The following is a 16,596-nucleotide window of genomic DNA, read 5'->3' as shown; positions in this document are numbered from 1 at the left end:
ATGGTTCACCGGTCGTTTCGGCTTCCGGCGCGGTGGCGAACGGTTCCTCGTCCAGCTCCGCGCGCATCTCCGGGACGAGTTCGATTCGCGGCTCTTGGCGTTGCGCGCGTTGGGCGGCCATCTGAGCCAGCAATTGGGCTGCCCTGCCCTCGATTTCGTCGAATTCAGATGACGGCTCGGCGTCCGGACGCTCGTGGTAGGGATGCATGTCAGTCTCACACCTCGACTCTCGGGAGGACTCTCGGGTCGACGCTCACCTGGCGCGGCGCCGCGATCACTGTGGTTTCCGGGCGGTCCCGCGGGTGACGACAACGGTGACCACCGCCATCGCCGCGCACGTCGCCAGGACGACGAGCACGATGTCACGGGTGCGACGGCTCGTCGGATCACGCTGTCGCGGAACGTTGATCGCATGGCCGGCGAAGGGGTCGCGCCTATCGGCGGCGGCCGGCAGTTCGGCGGTCAGCGCGGCGACTGGGTCCACGACGCCGTAGCCGGTGGCAGGGTTCGGCCCGGCGTCCGGCATCCGCGCGGTGCGCTCGATCCGTTCCATCACCTCACCGGCCGACATGCCGGGGAACCGCGACCGGACCAGGGCGACGACGCCCGAAACGAAGGGGGCGGCGAAGCTGGTGCCGTTGACCGCGACGGCGCCGTGCTGGGGGTCCTGCCAGGCGTTCATCAAACCGGGACCGTTGGGGCTCAACGACGTCAGCTGCTCACCGGGCGCGGCCAGGCTCACCCAGGGGCCATGCAACGAGAACTCGCTCGGCTTCGCGTCCGGTGCCACCGCACCGACGGTGAGGACGTAGTCGCGAAACCACGCCGGGCTGGCGACAGTGGTCACCGAACGCCACGCGTCGGCAAGGGGGAGGTTCGGGTCGCGCACCTCGTTCTGTGCGCTGCACAACCCCTGCGGGCTGAGGTTACCCGCCGCCGCCACCACCACGACGTTGCGCTCGAAGGCATATCGAACGGCCTGCCCCACCGCACCGTCGTCCGGGGCCGCACCCACCGGCGCGCAGGCGGCCTCGGACAGGTTGATCACCGTCGCCCCCATGTCCACGGCGTGCACGATGGCCAGCGCCAGTGTGTGGGTGTTGCCGTAACCCGGCGACACCGCGTTCGGGTCATTCTGTGCCGACCCCGGTCCGTGCGCGGCATACAGGTCGCTGTTCTGTCGGATCGACAGGATCGCCGCGTCCGGTGCGACGCCCGCGAAGGCGTCGTCAGGGCCGGGCGCCGCGGCAATCAAACCGGCGACCAGGGTGCCGTGGGCGTCACAGTCGACCAGGCCGTCCGACGACGAGACGTAGTCGCCGCCCGCTTCGAGCGCGCGGAGCCTCGGATTGGGCGCCACCCCGGTGTCGATCACCGCGACCTTCTGCCCGGCGCCTCGCGAAAAAGCCCAGGCGGCCGAATAATTGAGCATGATGTCGGCGGCGGGGCGCTGCTGGAAGCGGCTGCCGGGAAACACGGTGCCGATCCCGCATGCGGTCCGTTGTTCGGTGGGGTCCGGCGGCGCGACGGGCCCGGTCGGGGGGTCGCCCGGCGGTACCGCCGGCGGCTCGATGGCCTGCGCCATTGCGGGGGCCAGCAACGCGAATGCGAAGGCGATCGCGGCGGCCAGCGCCGCTGCCCGGCGCGTCACGCGATGCCCAATCGCACGTAAGCGCCGGTTGCCCACAGCGCCAACGGGATCAACGCCGCGGTGCTCAGGTAAGCGCCATACGCCGCGGCCGTCGCGAGTCGTCCGCGCACGCGGGCCGGGCCGGCCACGGCAACCGCGGCGGTGGTCGCCAGCAGCAGCCCGAATGCCGTCAGGCGCAACGGCTGGCTGCCGGCCTGGGCCAGCGCACAGCTCGTCACCGCGAGGGCCGCGGCGGGCACGGACAGCGCGGCGCGCTCGGCCGCGTTGCTCGACTGGAGCGCGTAGAGTCCCAGCGTCGCAGCACAGCCCGCCGCGAAGGCGAGTCCGGGCCACTGGACCGGCAGCGCCGGCTGCACCGGACCGTGCGGTCGGAGGACGGCCAGCGCTCCGAGTGCGGCACTGGACGCCAGGCCGGCGCGCCACGCCGCGCGAGCCACCTCGTCCGAGCGCCTGCGGGCCCAGAGGTCTTCCGCGGCGGCGTGATCGGGACGGCCGTCGGGTTCGGTGAGGTGCCGGGGGCCGCGGCGCGTGAACCGCGCCGCCGGGGCCGCGCCGCATCCCACCGTGGCGATCACGGCCAGGCCCGCCCCCACCACCGGGGTCGGGATCCCCGCGGTGTGCGCCGCCAGCGCGAGCCCCGCGAGGATGGCGACCACCGCGGCGGTCAGATAACCCCAGAGTCCCGTGCCGATGCAAAAATACAAGGCGGCCGAAATCGCGGCCACCGCGCCACATCCGGCGGCCAGCGCGTAGCCGCCCCACGCGTGCAGCGTCGCCCAGGCGATCGCGGTCGCCACGGGAAGCACCGACCATCCCAGCGCCGCGCCGACGTCGGACCGGCCATGGGAGCGCTGGGCCATCGCCGCCACCCCCGCGAGCCCGAGCGCCGCAACTGCGGACAACCCCAGCAGCGCAGGGCGATTCGCGCTGAACGCGGGCGCCAGCAGGAAGTACACCCAGATTGCCGCCGCGCCGTACACCCCGGCGAATGCCATCCAACGGGCCGCGCCGCTGTCCCACCCCGCGTAGCCTGCCTTGTTGAGGCGCGCGGCGGCATCGACCACGTCATCGAAGAGCGTCGGCGCCGACAGCGCGGGTTGCGCGGTCAGCCGCAGCAACTCGCCCTCGGTGACGCCGGTCTCGCGTAGCGTGGCGTCGGGCGCGAGCGGCGTGGCGCCGCCGTGCCGGCTCAGCACCCACACGGTGCCGTTGTGCTCGTTCGACGGCTCCTCCACTGAGTGCGCGTCCGCCGCCTCACGAACCCCCGCCAGTTTCACCAGCTCGGGGGTCAACCATGCGAGCGGCACATCGAGCGGCAGCGACACGTCCACCTGAGTCCGGCTGGTCAGGAACGACAATCGCACCTGTGGCGGGACCGGCGAGACGCGTGCGGTCTCTTCCGTTTCGCGGGTTTCGGTCACAGGTCCGGCATCCGCGACAGCTGGATGACGTCGCTTCTGATCGTGCGCGACAGCAGCATCCCCCGCCCCGGGGGCATCGGCTGAGCCTTATAGCCGAAAAGCGCGCCTTCCTCCTTGGTGCCGCTCATCACCAGGGCGTTGCAGGACAAATCCTTCATCCGCCCCACGATCGGATCCATCATGGCCCGCGCGGCCCCGCCGATCCGCCGGGCGACGACCACGCGCAAACCGATGTCCCTTGCCTGCGGCAGGTATTCGACGATCGGACCCAGGGGATGATTGAGCGAGCCACCGGGAATGAGGTCGTAGTCGTCGATGAGCAGGTACACGTCCGGCCCGTTCCACCACGAGCGGTCTTTGAGCTGTTGCTGGGTGATGTCGGCCGGGGGCAGCCGGTCCTTCATCGACGCCGCCAGCGCCGCCATCAGCTCGGCGCACGACTGGGCGGACGTCGCGTATCCGCCGAGGTGGTCGTTGTCGACGACCCCGAGCAGTGTGCGCCGGAAATCGACCAGGACGATCTTGCAATCGCGCGGCGAGGCGTTCGCCATCAACCCCTCGGCGATGTTGCGCAGCAAACTCGTCTTGCCGCACTCGCCGTCGCCGAGGGCGACCAGGTGCGGTTGGGCGTCGAAATCGAGCACGACCGGCGCCAACTCCGTTTCGTTGATACCGATGGCGACCTTGGCCTTCCCGTCCAGGGCGCCCGCGCGGCGCGCGGCATCGACGACAGCACCGCGATCGACGCTGTGGGGCAGCATGCGCACCCGCGGCGCCTGCCTTTCGCCGTAGGCTTGGCGCACCTCGGCGCAGGCGCCGGCAACGCCGGTGGCCAAGTCGTCGACGTCCGAACTGGAGTCGAGGCGCGGCAACCCGATCAGGATGTGCAGCCGCTCCGGGCTCATTCCGCGGCCGGGACGGCCGACGGGAACGAGTTCCGCCCATTTCCGGCCGATATCGCTGTCGACCGGGTCGCCCATCCGCAGCTCGACGCGGGTGCCCAGCATGTCCTTGACCGCCGGCCGGATCTCCATCCAGCGGCTGGCGGTGACAGCCAGGTGAATGCCGTACGAAAGCCCCTGGATCGCAATAGCCTGCAACGCTGGTTCCAACATTTCGAAGTCGCTCTTGATGGTGGCCCAACCATCGACCACAAGAACCACGTCACCGAACTTGTCCTGGTTCAACGGGTCCCGGGCCGCCGCGTCCGGCGGCATCCCGGCCAGCTGCGCTTTGCGCTGCCGGAAGTCGCGCATCGACTCGATCCCGAGGTCCCGGAAGCGCAGCTCGCGTTCGCGCAGCAGCCCGCTGACCTCGGCCACGGTACGGCGGATCCGGTCGGCGTCCATCCGGCCGGCGACGCTGCCGACGTGCGGCAGATTAGCGAGGCTGCCCAGGGTCCCCCCGCCGAAGTCGAGGCAGTAGAACTGCAATTGCTCGGGCGTGTGGGTGGCGGCGGCGGCCATGATGATGGTGCGGATCGCCGTCGACTTGCCCGACTGCGGCCCCCCGACGACCGCGACGTTGCCCTGCGCGCCCGACAGGTCGATCACCAGGGCGTCGCGGCGCTGGTCGTAGGGGCGATCCACCAGTCCGATCGGAAGCCAGAGCCGTCCGTTGCGGTTCGTCGGATCGCTCCACTTCGGATTGGGCAGCAGCACGTTGATCGCCGGACTGGCCTCCAGTGGGGGCAGCCACACCTCGTGCGCGGGACGGCCATGCCCGCGCAGCCTGCCCACCACGACGTCGAGCAGGGTGGTCTTGGTGGGCCCGGAAGAGGTTTCCGCATCGGCGGCGCCGCTGACGTCCTCGATCGGCGCGGCCGGCACGGGATCCTTTTCGACGGGCGTCGCGGTGAACAGCTTCGGCGCCCGGGCGCCCAGCAACGACGTCCGCCCGGTCCGGTACGTCAGCCGGGGGCTGACGTACTCACCCGAGACGTAGGACGCATTGAAGCGGATCGGTTCGTCGGCGTCGCATTTGAGGAACGCGGAACCGGGAACGCTCGGCAAATGGTAGGCGTCCGGCACACCGAGCACACTGCGTGACTCGCCGGCCGAGAAGGTTTTCAGGCCGATCCGGTAGGACAGGTGCGAGTCCAGCCCACGGAGCTTGCCCTCCTCGAGGCGTTGCGACGCCAGCAGCAAATGAATGTGCAACGACCGGCCGAGTCTGCCGATCATGACAAACAGCTCGGCGAAATCGGGCTTCTGCGAAAGCAGTTCGGAGAACTCGTCGACCACGATGAACAGCGCCGGCAGGGGGTCCAGCTCGGCACCGTTGGCCCTCGCCCGTTGGTATTCGGTGACGTTGGGGAAGTTGCCCGCCGAGCGCAGCAGCTCCTGGCGGCGGTTCATCTCACCGGCCAAGGCGTCGCGCATCCGGTCGACCATCGTGAGCTCGTCTTCGAGGTTGGTGATGATCGCGGCGATGTGCGGCACGCCGTCGAGCCCGAGAAACGTTGCCCCGCCTTTAAAGTCGACCAAAACTAGATTCAACACCTCCGGCGAATGTGAGGTGATCATGGCCAGCACCAGGGTGCGCAGGAATTCGGACTTGCCCGAGCCCGTGGCGCCGATGCACAGGCCGTGCGGGCCCATGCCGCCCTCGGCGGACTCCTTGATGTCCAACTCGAGCGGCTGACCGGCCGGTGTGTAGCCGACGGGCACCCGGAGGCGGTTGCGCGGGCTGGGCTGGCGCCACACCTCTTCGGGGTCGATCGTCGCGGCGTCGGGAATGTTCAGCAACGCCATCAGGCCGGGATCGGTGGCTCGGGCATCCGACTCCAGGTTGACGATGTGGGCGGCCCCGCCCAGCTGGTATCGGCTGAACGCGCGCGCGGTGGCCTCGGCCTCGGCGAGCGAGATCCGGTCCGGGGTGGCAAAGCGCTCCGTGCCCGCCGCGGTGCGCGCGCCGACGTCGTCGTCTTCGACCACCAACTGCAACCCGCGCCGCGTGGCCGCGCCCGCACGCGGGCCATTGAGGTCCAGCACCGTGACGCTGTCCAGGCCGGCGTCGGTGACCAACCTCTCGTCACCGGTGACACGACCGTCGTCGATGACGACGACCAACTGACGAACACCCGGACCCGGCAGGGCATTCCGGGTGAAGCGGCCCCGCTCCGCCAGATCCGGCGCCAGTGAGCTCTCCAGCAGTTCCAGCGACGGGAAGAGCAGCCGCATGCTGCCGCAGCCGTCGCGCGCCGTTGCATGCTGCGCCTGCGGCAACCACTTCACCCAGCTCCAGCAGGCATTGTCCGGGTCGGCGGTCACCACCGCGACCTGCAGGTGGTCCGGACCGTGAAAGGCGGACAATTCCAGGATCATCGAACGCACCAGCTGGCGGCCCAGGTCCCGGTCGCCCTGCAGGGTGACCGTGGGAAACGCGCGCAGCGACACCGCGGTGGGCAGCGAATGCACCACCGAATGGGTGCTGACAAACCGTCGCAGGGCGTTGGTGGACACCGGCTCCAAGTCCTCCGGCGGACCGGTTTCCGGTGCCGTCAGCCGGGTGGCGAGCCGGTGGGTGCCCACTCCGACGCGGACGTGACAAAAGTCGTTGTCAGTGGGCCGGCGCTCCCACATGCGACGTGTGCCGGCGATGTCGATGAGGGTCCGCGGATCGGGGTGACTCCACTCCAGCGCGGCCCGCTGGGCGTCGCCGGTTGTTTCGGCGTCCTCACGCAGGCCGGCCAGATAGGTGAAGAAATCCTTGCGCTCCTCGTCGAGTTCGGCCGCGGCCTTACCCGCTCGGCCGGCGCCACCGCCGCCCATGAACATGCCCGCCATCGACATCACCATCATCATGGGAAAGATCAGGAACGTCGGGTTGCGGGTGACGTCCCGACCGCCCACCGTGATCATCAGCGCGATCATGCCGACGCTGGCGACGACCATCATCAGCGGCATCAGTTTGGTCAGCAGATTGCCCGGGATGACGCGCGGCACTTCCGGCGGCGACTGAAGGGCAACCTCCCCGCCCGGCATCCGCGGCGGTGCGACCCGCAGGCGGCGGACGAAACCTTGCCTAGCCAAGCTGCCTCCCGTGCCGACCCCGGACCGGCGTCACGAGCCCCAGGTAGTGTTTCCACCATGTCTCACATGGCAGGCCGCGCGCGATGGCGGTAGCGCTGCCGCTGGCCGAGCCGGACCCCGCGTTCGAAGACGAGCAAGGGTTGAGCAGGATCACCGTTGTGGTCGGCCGGCTGCTGTTGGACGTGGGTGCGCCCGACAACGCCAGCGTCGCGGAAATCACCGGTGACGTCATCCGGATGGCCAACGACCACCTTACCGGTCAGACGGATCCGGGCGCCAAATTCGATGAGGGCGAAAGGAAATGGACGTTGTCACGCCTCACCGGCGAGGCTCTGGACCCCGACCGGTCGTTGCGGGACGCCGGCGTTTGCGACGGCGATCTGCTGCTCGTCCGGCAAACCGGCCGCCCCGCGCCGACCCCCTTGGTCGACGACGTGGAAGGCACGCCGGATGCCGCCGGCGACCGGTGGGCGGTCAAGCACGGCCGGACGGCGACCCGCTTGGGGCTCGGCGCGGCGATGGCCGCCGCCACCGTGCTGGTGCTTCGATTGGGCGTCGGCGCGCCGTCGGTGTTCGGCATGCCGATACCGGCGCTGGCGGTGCTCGCCACCGGATTGGGCTGCGCGGCCGTCGCTTTCCTCGCCTCGAGGCGTCCCGGGGACGCCGAAGCCAGGGCGTGGCTCGCCGGCATCGCGCTGCTGCTGGTATTCGGCGGGTCCTGGGCTGTGGTCCCGGACGCGCACGGCATCGACGCGCTGCCCGTGGCCCTGGCGATCACGGCCCTGGTCGCGTTGGTGGGGCTGCTGACCTCGCGGCCAGGCCGGCCGCTGTACAGCGCTGTCGTCACGCTCGGGTTCCTGGGCACGCCAGCCGCACTGGCGGAGCTGCTCTTTCGCCCGGCTCCACGCTCGGTGGGGGCACTGCTGGCCACGGCGGCCGTCATCGTCGTGTACCTCGCCCCGCGGGCGACGATCCTGCTGTCCAGGCTCCCCGTGCCGCGCGTTCCGACCGCCGGTGAGCCGCTCGACGACATCGAAACCCAGGGCGGAACGGCGGTTGACGGTGTCAGCGCCATCGGCAAGCAGGTCATCCCGACCGAGGAAGGTGTCGCAGAGCAGGTTCGGCGCGCCAGGGACCACCTGACTGGAATCGTGACGGCTGCCGCGATGTTGGCCGTCGTCGGTTGTTCCTGTGCACTGGGCGTCGGCCGTGAATTCTCCTGGCAAGGGACGCTGTTCGGCGTTACCGTTGCGGCGGTGCTCTGTTTGCGGGGGCGCAGCCACCACGATTTGGCGCAGTCCGCCATGTTGATCGGCGGCGGACTGGTGGTCGCGCTCGCGGTCATCGTCCAGACCGCCACCTTCGTCGACGGGTGGCAAGTCAACGCCGCTGTCGCGCTGCTCGCCCTGACCGTCCTGATGGTGCTGTGTGGTTTGGTGGCGCCACAGCGTGAGTTCTCACCGGTGCTGCGGCGCTGGGTCGAGATCCAGGAGTACGTCGCGATCGCGGCGATCTTCCCGCTGGCCTGCTCGATCATCCGGCTGTACACCTTCTTCCGCGAGCTGCGGATCTGAGGTCAGCCCCTCGGCGGTGTGATCTTGGACCCCTCGGCGTCGCCGGCTATTCCGTCGTGGGCGATCAACGCCGCCTGCGGTGAGAGCTCGGGTCCCGGCGGCAGTAGCCCCAGCACGCTCCACGGCGCGGGCCGCGGCTGTTGGTCGGCGCCGGCGGCGGCCTTGCCCCCCTCCATCCCGAGGGCTGCCGCGGCGGCCGTGTCCGCGACATGGAAGCGCACCCCCACGTCGTCGACGTAGAACAACGGCCCCATCTCCTGGCCGCCGGGCCCGTCGCCGGTGGCACGCACGTATTCACCGGTCCCGGGCCTGAGGTAGACGGTGTCCAGCGCCGGACCCCCACCGTCCGCGGTGGCCAGGCGCACCGGTTGCGCGCCGTCGGGCAGGGGGAGGCGATCGCCGACCAGCATGTGAGTGATGGCGCCGGACGCGGAAGCGTTGCGCTGCCAGGACATACACACCACCCGGTCGGGATCGGCGTGGATGAAGCGCGTCGGGGTCGCCGGGTAGCGGTCCACCCGCAAGGCGTGGACGACGGGTGCCCCGCTGACCAGCGCCGGGGAGACCGAGATCGGTGCGGCAGCGGCGGGGGATTCCCGGTTGCCGTATCGGATGATGTCCGCGGCGGCCGCGGAGATCGGCTGCAGTCCCTCGCGCAGCGCCACGTAGAGCTGCTCGCCGCGCGAATCGACCGCGGTGAGGATGGCCCCCACCCGGTAGCCGTCGGGTAGGTATCCGGCCTGCTCGCCCTCCCCGGGGATCTCGATCGGCACGATCGGATCGACCAGCGGGAACGCGTCGAGCAATCCCGGTGAGACATCTCGAATTTCGCTGTCGTTCAAGTGCAGCGCGTTGTGCAGGGTCGGGTCGGCCGGGTCGATGGCGGCCCGTACTCCGTTGTATACAAGGTATGTGGAGCCCCCCGACTTGGTGAGAAACATCTGCTCGGGCGACGCCGGGCGGATGCGATCACCTAGCACAGGCTCGCTCGCCAGCACCGTGGTCTCGACCGCGGGGGCGTGGGGTTGGTCGGCGGCGGAGCCCAGTTGTGTGGAATCACACACCGTCCACGACGCAACGGCCGGGTCCGCCGCACCGTGGATACTGCTGGGCGCCCCGACGATCCCAACCGCCGGGCCTAACGGAACGGTGTTAAGGAACTTGTCGTCGACTTGCTTTGGGGAATCGCTCTTTCCGACGATCAGCCGGGCCGACGCGAGATTGAGGACCGGATGCAGCCGATCACCGATGCGTACGAACAGTGTGCCGTTGGACTTGCTGAGCATGATGGTCGAATCCCCGAAGTTGGGGGCCGGCCTGAAGAATGCCAGCACCCCGGCACCGCCGCAGATGAGGACGGCGAGGATCAGGCCGACCAGCAGCGCGCGTATCTGTCCGCGCATCGGGTCGTGGATCATCCGCGAATCGGCGCGGATCAGCGCGTGTTCCAGCCTGCGGATCAGCAGCCGATACCCGTTGACCTGCGCGCGCGTCGTCACCTGCGCCGGCATTGCGGGCCCCCATCAGGTTTCGAGGACGGACAAGAAGTCCAGACCAGCGTACTCCGCCACGACAGGCGCTGCCGCCGAACCCATTTCGTTTTCCGCGCGGAAAGGGGGAAGTGAGTGACCATTCGTGACGCCACGCGCGCCGGCCGGGGTCGAGAGGATGAGCCCCCGCCGCTGTCGGCGAGCACGGCGATCATCCCGCAGCGCGTCATACCGATGGCGATCCTGCTGGCGGCCCAAACCCTCGTCGCGCTCGGAATCATCGGTGCGGTCCCGCTGCACCGGCCGGGGTGGTCCGGCGCCGCAATGGGTTTGGCGGTTGCCCTGATCGTGATGCTTCCCGTCCGCGGAGGGTCGTTGTCGCACCGCGCGGCGCAGCGGCTCGTCTTCCGGTACGACAGCCGCCGACGCGGGCAGCGGCGATCCGACGCGTTCGACACCCAACTGCCCGGGAGCGCCGCGATGGGCTTCCACTGGGACCGACAACTGTTGATGTCAGTGATCCGAATCGATCAGGATGCGTCCGCGATGACGATCATGGAGCCCGCCGCCGTGGTATCGGGACAGACCATCCCGCTGCGTCTGCTCGCCGAATGCCTGCGCCAATTCGATGTTTCGCTGGATTCCGTCGATGTGATCGGCCGGGGAGTCCGGTTACCGGGCCGCAACCCCATCCAGGCCGCGTACGACGCCGTACTGGGTCCGCTGCCGGCGATCGCCGCGCGCACGGTGTGCGTGGTGATCCGCGTGGATCCGGATCGGTGCCCCGACGCCGTGCGCCGCCGGGGCGGCGGGTGGGAAGGGGTGCTCCGCACCGCAGCGACCGCGACCAGCAGGGTCGCCAACCGGCTGGTCGAGGCGGGACTGCGTTGCCGCGTCCTCGGCAAAGCCGAGATCGCCGAGCTCGCAGACGAATTGTCCGCCGGGCTCGACCCTCAGGAGGTCCAGGAGAGGTGGGCCGCCTGCCATCAGGGCCGGTTCGAACTGCGCACCTTTTTCCTCAAGCCGTCGATGTTCACCGAGGCGGGGTTGGGTCAATTGTGGACCGTGCCGACTCAGGCGACGACGGTTTGCCTCTCGCTGCGCCGCGAAGACCGTTCCGACGGCGTCAAGCTTCGTGGCCTGGTTCGTTTCGAGACGTACGGACGCGTCCGGGCCCGGCTGGACGGCCTCGGGGAGTTGCCCGGCAGGCAGCGCGCCGCGTGGATGTCCACGTTGCCGGTGCCGCCGCCACGACGTCCGCTGCGGCACTGGGTGTTTGGCCGAGGGCTCGATTCGCTCGTGGACCTCGCGGTGCCGGCCTCCGGTTGCGGCCAGCTGATCGGGGCCGACGAACTCGGGCGGGCCGTTGCCCTGCCGCTCTTCGGACCGGGAGTGCGACGCGTCGAGATGTGCGGCACGTTGCATCTGGCCCAGCAGGTGGTGCTGCGCTCCGTGGCTCTCGGTGCCCGGGTCCGGGTGAACACCAGCCGGCCGGCCGCGTGGCACGCGATGTCCGAGCAAATCGCCGACCACGACTTACTGGATGTCAACGGCCACCACGTGGAACCCGCCGCGAGCGACCAGCCATCCCATTATGGGGTAGAGCTGTTCGACGGGGTGGCCGAGCGAAGGATCCCGGATACCATGACAATGGTGGTGGTCAGACCGTGGCACGCCCAGCCCACCGAGAATGCCGATGTGACATTGCGATTGCTCGACAACGATCGGGACCTGGTGCGAGTGGACACCCATTCGGGATCGGCTGTCGTGACCATGGTGGCCACCGACGACGAGATGCGATACATCGGGTCGTCATTCGCCATGGCCGGCTGACGTGACGAGAGGGGCTTCGATGGCCGACCGGGGACGACAGGACCGGGTCACCCGCGGCCTGTGGATCGCCGTCGCGATCGTGGGGCCGGTGACCTTGGCGGTCAGCGTCGGCTCGCCGGTCGCGTTCGATTTCCCGGTGCGGCTCGGCGTGCCCGCCGCGGTCGTGGCGGCGGTGGGCCTCGTGCCCCGTCAGCCCAGCCGTGGCTGGCTCGTCGTCGTTCTGGCCGCCACCGGATTCTCCGACGCGCTGTTGGCGTGGACCCGAGCCGGGCATCCGCATTGGGCGCTGACCGTGGTGATGGCGCTCAACGGACTGCAGGCCGTGGCGGCGATGGGTGCGCTGATGCGTGAGGCCAGGGTGGTCACGCCGGCCGGAACCGCTGTCCCGCCGGACTATTCCGCGTATGTCCGCATGCTCCAGACGTATCAGGCGTATGCGGCGCAGTATCAGCCGGCGCCGTCCGATGCCCATTCCGCCGCGCGGCAAGGCGCGGCACACGGACGGGCCGGTGCCGATGCCGGGGCCACGGCGGCGGGCGATTCCTATGCGGAGCTGCACGCCAGGTACGCGCAGCACGATGTGGGCGCCGCGGCCCAGCGGCGGCGCGGCTCGGGCGGCGAGCGGCCCGCGGGGCCGGGGATCGATCCGGGCATGCCGGGCGCGAACCGCGGCGCCCCCGGAAGCGACCCGTACCGGGCGTACCGGCAGCACCCCGGCGACAACACCGTTCAGCCGCCGGGCCCCTAGCCGGCTGCGCTGCACAAGGCTTGGCCAATCGATCCGCCGCTACGGGTGCGCCTTGGAGGCGAACCCGTCGGCCACCGAGGCGGCCAGTTCCAGGTATTCCAGACGGGTCTTGCGTTTCATCAGTTCCAACGAGATCTCCCCGCCCTCGCCGAGGTGCTGATCGTAGGAGATGACAAACAGGGAGCGCACGCGCGAGCGGAAATGCTGGGTCAGCTTGTCCAGATCGATCGGCATCACACCGGGGCGGGCCGAACTCAAAACCACCCTGGCATCGGGCACCAAATGGGCGTAGCCGTGGTGCTGCAGCCAATCCAGTGTCGCCAGCGCGCTTCGGGCGGAGTCGATCGCCGGTGAGGCGACCACGATGAGCGCGTCGGCGGTGTCGAGGACACCGCGCATGGCCGAATGCGTCATGCCCGTGCCGCAGTCGGTGAGGATGATGTTGTAGAAGCGGTCCAGGATCCGGTGCACCGCCCGATAGTCGCCCTCGGAGAATGCTTCGGAGACAGCGGGATCGCGCTCGGAGGCCAGGAATTCCAGTCGGCTGGGGCTTTGCGAGGTGTGCCGCCGCATGTCCGGGTAGCGAAGCAGTTCCCCGTCGGTGAGCAGGTCGCGCACCGTCGAGGGGGTCTCGTTCGGGCCCCGCTGGGCGAGGGTGCCGAAGTCGGGGTTGGCGTCGACCGCGATCACCCGGTCGCCCCGCAACGACGCGAAGGTCGCGCCCAATCCGACGGTTGTCGTGGTCTTGCCGACGCCACCTTTGAGCGAGAGCACCGCGATGCTGTACGAACCCCGCACCGGCTGATTGGCGCGATCGGCCAAGAGCCGGAACCGCTCTTCGGCCGAGGATTCACCAACGTTGACCGTTCCGGCGGTCATGCGATGCAGCGCTTTTCGCCAGCCGCCCCGCGGCGCGGGCTTCGTCGGGCGAATCAGGCCGAGTTCGTCGGCGGCCGGGCCGGTCATGGCTCGGTGCCGGGACGGGTCGTCGGGCGTGGCGCTGGTGAAGTGCGTCGTGAGCGGCGGACCGACGGGCCCAGCGGTCGCTGATCGACCGGTCACAGCGGCCCCGTCGGTGTGGTCACGGTATGTCACACGGTCTCCAGCGGTCGCTAGTTCAAATTGAGCGTCTGCAGAATGCCGGCCAGCGCCGCTTTCACGTCGCTTCCTTCGATGCGCACCAGGTCGTCCTCGTCCAGGCCGGCCAGCCCCGAGTCGAGCCCCTCGGTGAGCCGGTAGGCGCGCTCCTCCTCGGCCATCTCGATCACGTTGCGCACGAAGCGTCCATTGCCGGCCAAATCGATGCTCTTGCGCACGTTTCCGTCATGGTCGGTGGACTGCTCGGCGCAGAGCCGTGTGCACACGTTCACCAGCTCGTCGTAGGCGTCCGGCGACAGCTCGGAGTCGCGCGACTTGGCGATCAGGCGACCGATGTCACCCAGTTCGGTCGGGCTGTACGACGGGAACCGAATCCGCTTGGTGAATCGCGACGAAAGGCCCTCGTTGGACGCGAGGAAGCGGTCGATCTCCGCGTCGTAACCGGCGATGATCACCACCAGGCGGTCACGGTCGTTTTCCATCCGCGCCAGCAGCGTATCGACCGCCTCGCGCCCGAAGGCGTCACCGCCCGACAGGCCGGTTTGAATCAGCGTGTACGCCTCGTCGATGAAAAGAACCCCGCCCATGGCGGTGTCGATCAACGCGCTGGTCTTGATCGCCGTGCTGCCCAGGTGTTGACCGACGAAGTCCTGCCGCTTCGCCTCGACGACGTTGAGCGATTCCAGCAGCCCGAGGCCGCAGTAGGTCTTGGCCACCACCCGCGCGATCGTCGTCTTACCGGTTCCCGGCGGCCCGGTGAACGCCAAGTGCAGGCTGCGCGAGCCGGTGCTGAGGCCTTTGTCCTCACGCATCTTCGCCAGGCGGGCCGCGGAACGCAGCTTCGCGACCTGTAGTTTGACGTCGGTGAGGCCGACCTGGCGGTCGAGTTCCTGCTGCGCGGCCCGCAGGTGTTCGTTACCGCGTTCGGTCAGGCTTTCGGCGTCCATGTCGGCCGACGTCGGTGAGCTGTCCGGATCCCATCGGTTGGTCCGTGCATTGATCGCCTCGTTGGTCGTGATGACAAGTCGGTACTTGGGATCTTTGAGGGCCGCGTAATTGGCCTCGAAGCCTGGCTCTTCGCTGTAGGTCCGCTCGAAGATCTTCCGCGCCTCGGCCTCGTTGCCCATTTCCCGCAGCGTGAGGCCCTTGCAGAATTCGGCGGCCCGGCGAGCGGCCGGGATCGGGCCCTCGAGGGCCTGATCGAGCCGCCGGAGCCCCTCGCCGAACAGTCCCATCTGCGCGCACGCCGATCCCACCATCAGGTGTGCGCCCGCGGCCAGGTACTCGTCGACGAAGGCCGTGGAATGAGCCAGTGCCGCCAGCACATCGGGCCACCGCTGGGTGGTGAAGTGCAGGATGCCGCGCATGTAGGCGCGCACCTCGTCGGTGGCCGGGTCGGGCATCGCCGCTCGCGCCGCCGCGAGGTCGTCGAGGATGTCCTCGGCCTCGTCGTAATCCTTGCCTTGGATGAGGCTGGCCACGTAAGCCAGTTTGACCTCGGTGGCCGAGCTCAACGTGTAGTCCACGTAAAGACCCGTCTCGAAGCGCCCGCACAACGCCCGTGGCGCCAGACCCAGCCGGCGTTGCTCGCGGCCCAACGACGCGACGGTGCGGTGCAGGTGATGAATCACCTCCGGGGTGGTTTCGCCGGCGGCCGCGCGTCCCAGCCACGCGTCACACATGTCCGGGTCGTATTCGGTTGCCCGTTGGAATGCCTTGGCCGCGTATCCGATATCGCGCTCCACCTCCAACCCGTCGATTTGAATCCCGAGTGAGAGCACCCCCGCGTCGAACACACGCTGCGCGTTTCTGTTGTCACCACTCATCAGTGGCCCCTAACTCCCGGCCAACGGAACCGGGTTCGTGCAACGGCCGACACGTGAGCGACCGCGTTTGCGGGACAGCCGGATACTGCCGGGTCGTCTGCGATTGTACTAAGCTGTGGGCCAGAGGTTTTCATGAGTTCGCGCTATCGTTCGGCGAAGGTGGTCACATGGAGGGGGCATCGGTCGCGCGCAACGGAGGGCTTGAAGTCCGTACCACCGAGCGTGGCGTGCCGACTGCGCTCAAGATCGATAAGCGTGAGTTATCGAAGTCCCCAGCGCAATTGGCGAACGACATCCTTTTGCTGTGTCGGCTGTCGGCGGTGCGCACGCAGGTCGCGCGCCGGCGCGCCCTGGTGGCTCGGGGGGTGAGTCCGGCCGTGCTCCGCCGGCTGCAGCTGTCCACGGAGGACGAACTGGCCCGCGCCGAGGCGGCGCTGGGGCGCGATCCGGATGCGCGGACCGATACCTGGTTGACACCAATATGACCGGCGGACTTGCCGATTCGTTGCTGGCCCGGATCAAGAGGCAGCGTGACCTGCTCAATGCCATGGATGAGCATTGCCGGAACATCTCGGTGCGCGTCACCAGCGGCGACAGGTCGGTGAGTGTCGAGGTCGACGGGTCGGGGCAGATGACGGGCTTGTGGCTGGCGGATTTCGCGTACCGGCGGGGGGCCGACGCGTTGGCGAAGCTCATCACCGACACGGCCCGCGTCGCGGCGGCCCACGCCGCCGACCGGCAGAGCCACCTGCTAACCGAGTTCACCGAGCAAATGTCCGCGCTGCGGCGGGCGCCGCTCACCGGCCGCAACGGCGCGAGTTTCCAACCGGGCACCGGCTGGGAATGATTCGGCGCCAGTGCCCCAGGGCATTTGGCGCTCGCTCAGCGCCGGCTGAGTCGAAACGGACACGTTTGTGTCAC

At 69.2% G+C, this 16,596-nt stretch carries 10 protein-coding genes and 1 pseudogene; 5 read left to right on the top strand and 6 right to left on the bottom strand.

Going from position 1 to position 16,596, the window contains the following annotated elements; translation table 11 throughout:
- Nucleotides 1-274: 274 nt before the first annotated feature.
- The 3 genes from mycP to eccCa are packed head-to-tail and all read right to left on the bottom strand — an operon-like array spanning nt 275 to nt 7,106.
- A complete protein-coding gene (mycP, locus tag SKC42_RS22490) occupies nt 275-1,651 on the bottom strand; it encodes a type VII secretion-associated serine protease mycosin (protein WP_442932227.1) in 1,377 nt (458 codons plus the stop codon).
- Complete coding sequence (gene eccD / locus SKC42_RS22485) at nt 1,648-3,072, bottom strand: type VII secretion integral membrane protein EccD (RefSeq protein WP_330966462.1); 1,425 nt, start codon at nt 3,070-3,072, stop codon at nt 1,648-1,650. The genes mycP and eccD (SKC42_RS22485) overlap by 4 nt, the downstream gene beginning before the upstream one ends.
- Nucleotides 3,069-7,106, bottom strand: a complete 4,038-nt coding sequence (gene eccCa, locus SKC42_RS22480; protein ID WP_330966461.1) for a type VII secretion protein EccCa — start codon at nt 7,104-7,106, stop codon at nt 3,069-3,071. Before eccCa ends, eccD (SKC42_RS22485) begins: the two co-directional genes overlap by 4 nt.
- A gap of 83 nt (nt 7,107-7,189) precedes the next feature.
- Between eccCa and eccD (SKC42_RS22475) the strand changes: the two genes are divergently transcribed.
- Nucleotides 7,190-8,680, top strand: a complete 1,491-nt coding sequence (gene eccD, locus SKC42_RS22475) for a type VII secretion integral membrane protein EccD (RefSeq protein WP_330966460.1) — start codon at nt 7,190-7,192, stop codon at nt 8,678-8,680.
- A 2-nt stretch (nt 8,681-8,682) separates the two neighbouring features.
- Here eccD (SKC42_RS22475) and eccB read toward each other — a convergent pair whose 3' ends face one another.
- Nucleotides 8,683-10,191 carry a type VII secretion protein EccB gene (gene eccB, locus SKC42_RS22470; protein ID WP_330966459.1) on the bottom strand — a complete coding sequence of 503 codons (1,509 nt, stop codon included), beginning with the start codon at nt 10,189-10,191 and terminating at the stop codon, nt 8,683-8,685.
- 114 nt (nt 10,192-10,305) lie between these two features.
- Here eccB and eccE point away from each other — a divergent pair, with 114 nt between their 5' ends.
- Nucleotides 10,306-12,003 carry a type VII secretion protein EccE gene (gene eccE, locus SKC42_RS22465; protein WP_330966458.1) on the top strand — a complete coding sequence of 566 codons (1,698 nt, stop codon included), beginning with the start codon at nt 10,306-10,308 and terminating at the stop codon, nt 12,001-12,003.
- Nucleotides 12,004-12,022: 19 nt separating this feature from the next.
- On the top strand, nt 12,023-12,751 hold the full coding sequence (locus tag SKC42_RS22460; protein ID WP_330966457.1) for a DUF5336 domain-containing protein: 729 nt from the start codon (nt 12,023-12,025) through the stop codon (nt 12,749-12,751).
- Between the two features lie 39 nt (nt 12,752-12,790).
- On the opposite strand, the pseudogene SKC42_RS22455 reads toward SKC42_RS22460, so the two are convergent.
- Nucleotides 12,791-13,774, bottom strand: a pseudogene (locus SKC42_RS22455) (MinD/ParA family ATP-binding protein); the annotation flags it as partial.
- An 89-nt stretch (nt 13,775-13,863) separates the two neighbouring features.
- The gene (gene eccA, locus SKC42_RS22450) at nt 13,864-15,675 is read right to left on the bottom strand and encodes a type VII secretion AAA-ATPase EccA (RefSeq protein WP_330966456.1); all 1,812 of its coding nucleotides are present in this window, start codon (nt 15,673-15,675) and stop codon (nt 13,864-13,866) included.
- A 167-nt stretch (nt 15,676-15,842) separates the two neighbouring features.
- Between eccA and SKC42_RS22445 the strand changes: the two genes are divergently transcribed.
- Together SKC42_RS22445 and SKC42_RS22440 are read left to right on the top strand one after the other, a co-directional pair.
- Nucleotides 15,843-16,160, top strand: coding sequence for a hypothetical protein (locus SKC42_RS22445; protein WP_330966455.1), 318 nt, complete (start codon nt 15,843-15,845; stop codon nt 16,158-16,160).
- Nucleotides 16,157-16,522, top strand: a complete 366-nt coding sequence (locus SKC42_RS22440; protein ID WP_330966454.1) for a YbaB/EbfC family nucleoid-associated protein — start codon at nt 16,157-16,159, stop codon at nt 16,520-16,522. Before SKC42_RS22445 ends, SKC42_RS22440 begins: the two co-directional genes overlap by 4 nt.
- Nucleotides 16,523-16,596: the final 74 nt, after the last annotated feature.

Origin of the sequence: Mycobacterium sp. 050134 (assembly GCF_036409085.1) — a bacterium.
GTDB lineage: Bacteria > Actinomycetota > Actinomycetes > Mycobacteriales > Mycobacteriaceae > Mycobacterium.
The sequence above is the reverse complement of the archived record's forward strand: the minus strand, read 5'-3'. Positions and strand labels throughout refer to the sequence as shown.

Excerpts from the sequence above, each read along its gene's own strand:
- eccA (WP_330966456.1), bottom strand. The coding sequence starts at position 15,675 with ATGAGTGGTGACAACAGAAACGCGCAGCGTGTGTTCGACGCGGGGGTG.
- eccB (WP_330966459.1), bottom strand. The coding sequence starts at position 10,191 with ATGCCGGCGCAGGTGACGACGCGCGCGCAGGTCAACGGGTATCGGCTG.
- eccD (WP_330966460.1), top strand. The coding sequence starts at position 7,190 with ATGGCGGTAGCGCTGCCGCTGGCCGAGCCGGACCCCGCGTTCGAAGAC.
- SKC42_RS22460 (WP_330966457.1), top strand. The coding sequence starts at position 12,023 with ATGGCCGACCGGGGACGACAGGACCGGGTCACCCGCGGCCTGTGGATC.
- SKC42_RS22445 (WP_330966455.1), top strand. The coding sequence starts at position 15,843 with ATGGAGGGGGCATCGGTCGCGCGCAACGGAGGGCTTGAAGTCCGTACC.
- SKC42_RS22440 (WP_330966454.1), top strand. The coding sequence starts at position 16,157 with ATGACCGGCGGACTTGCCGATTCGTTGCTGGCCCGGATCAAGAGGCAG.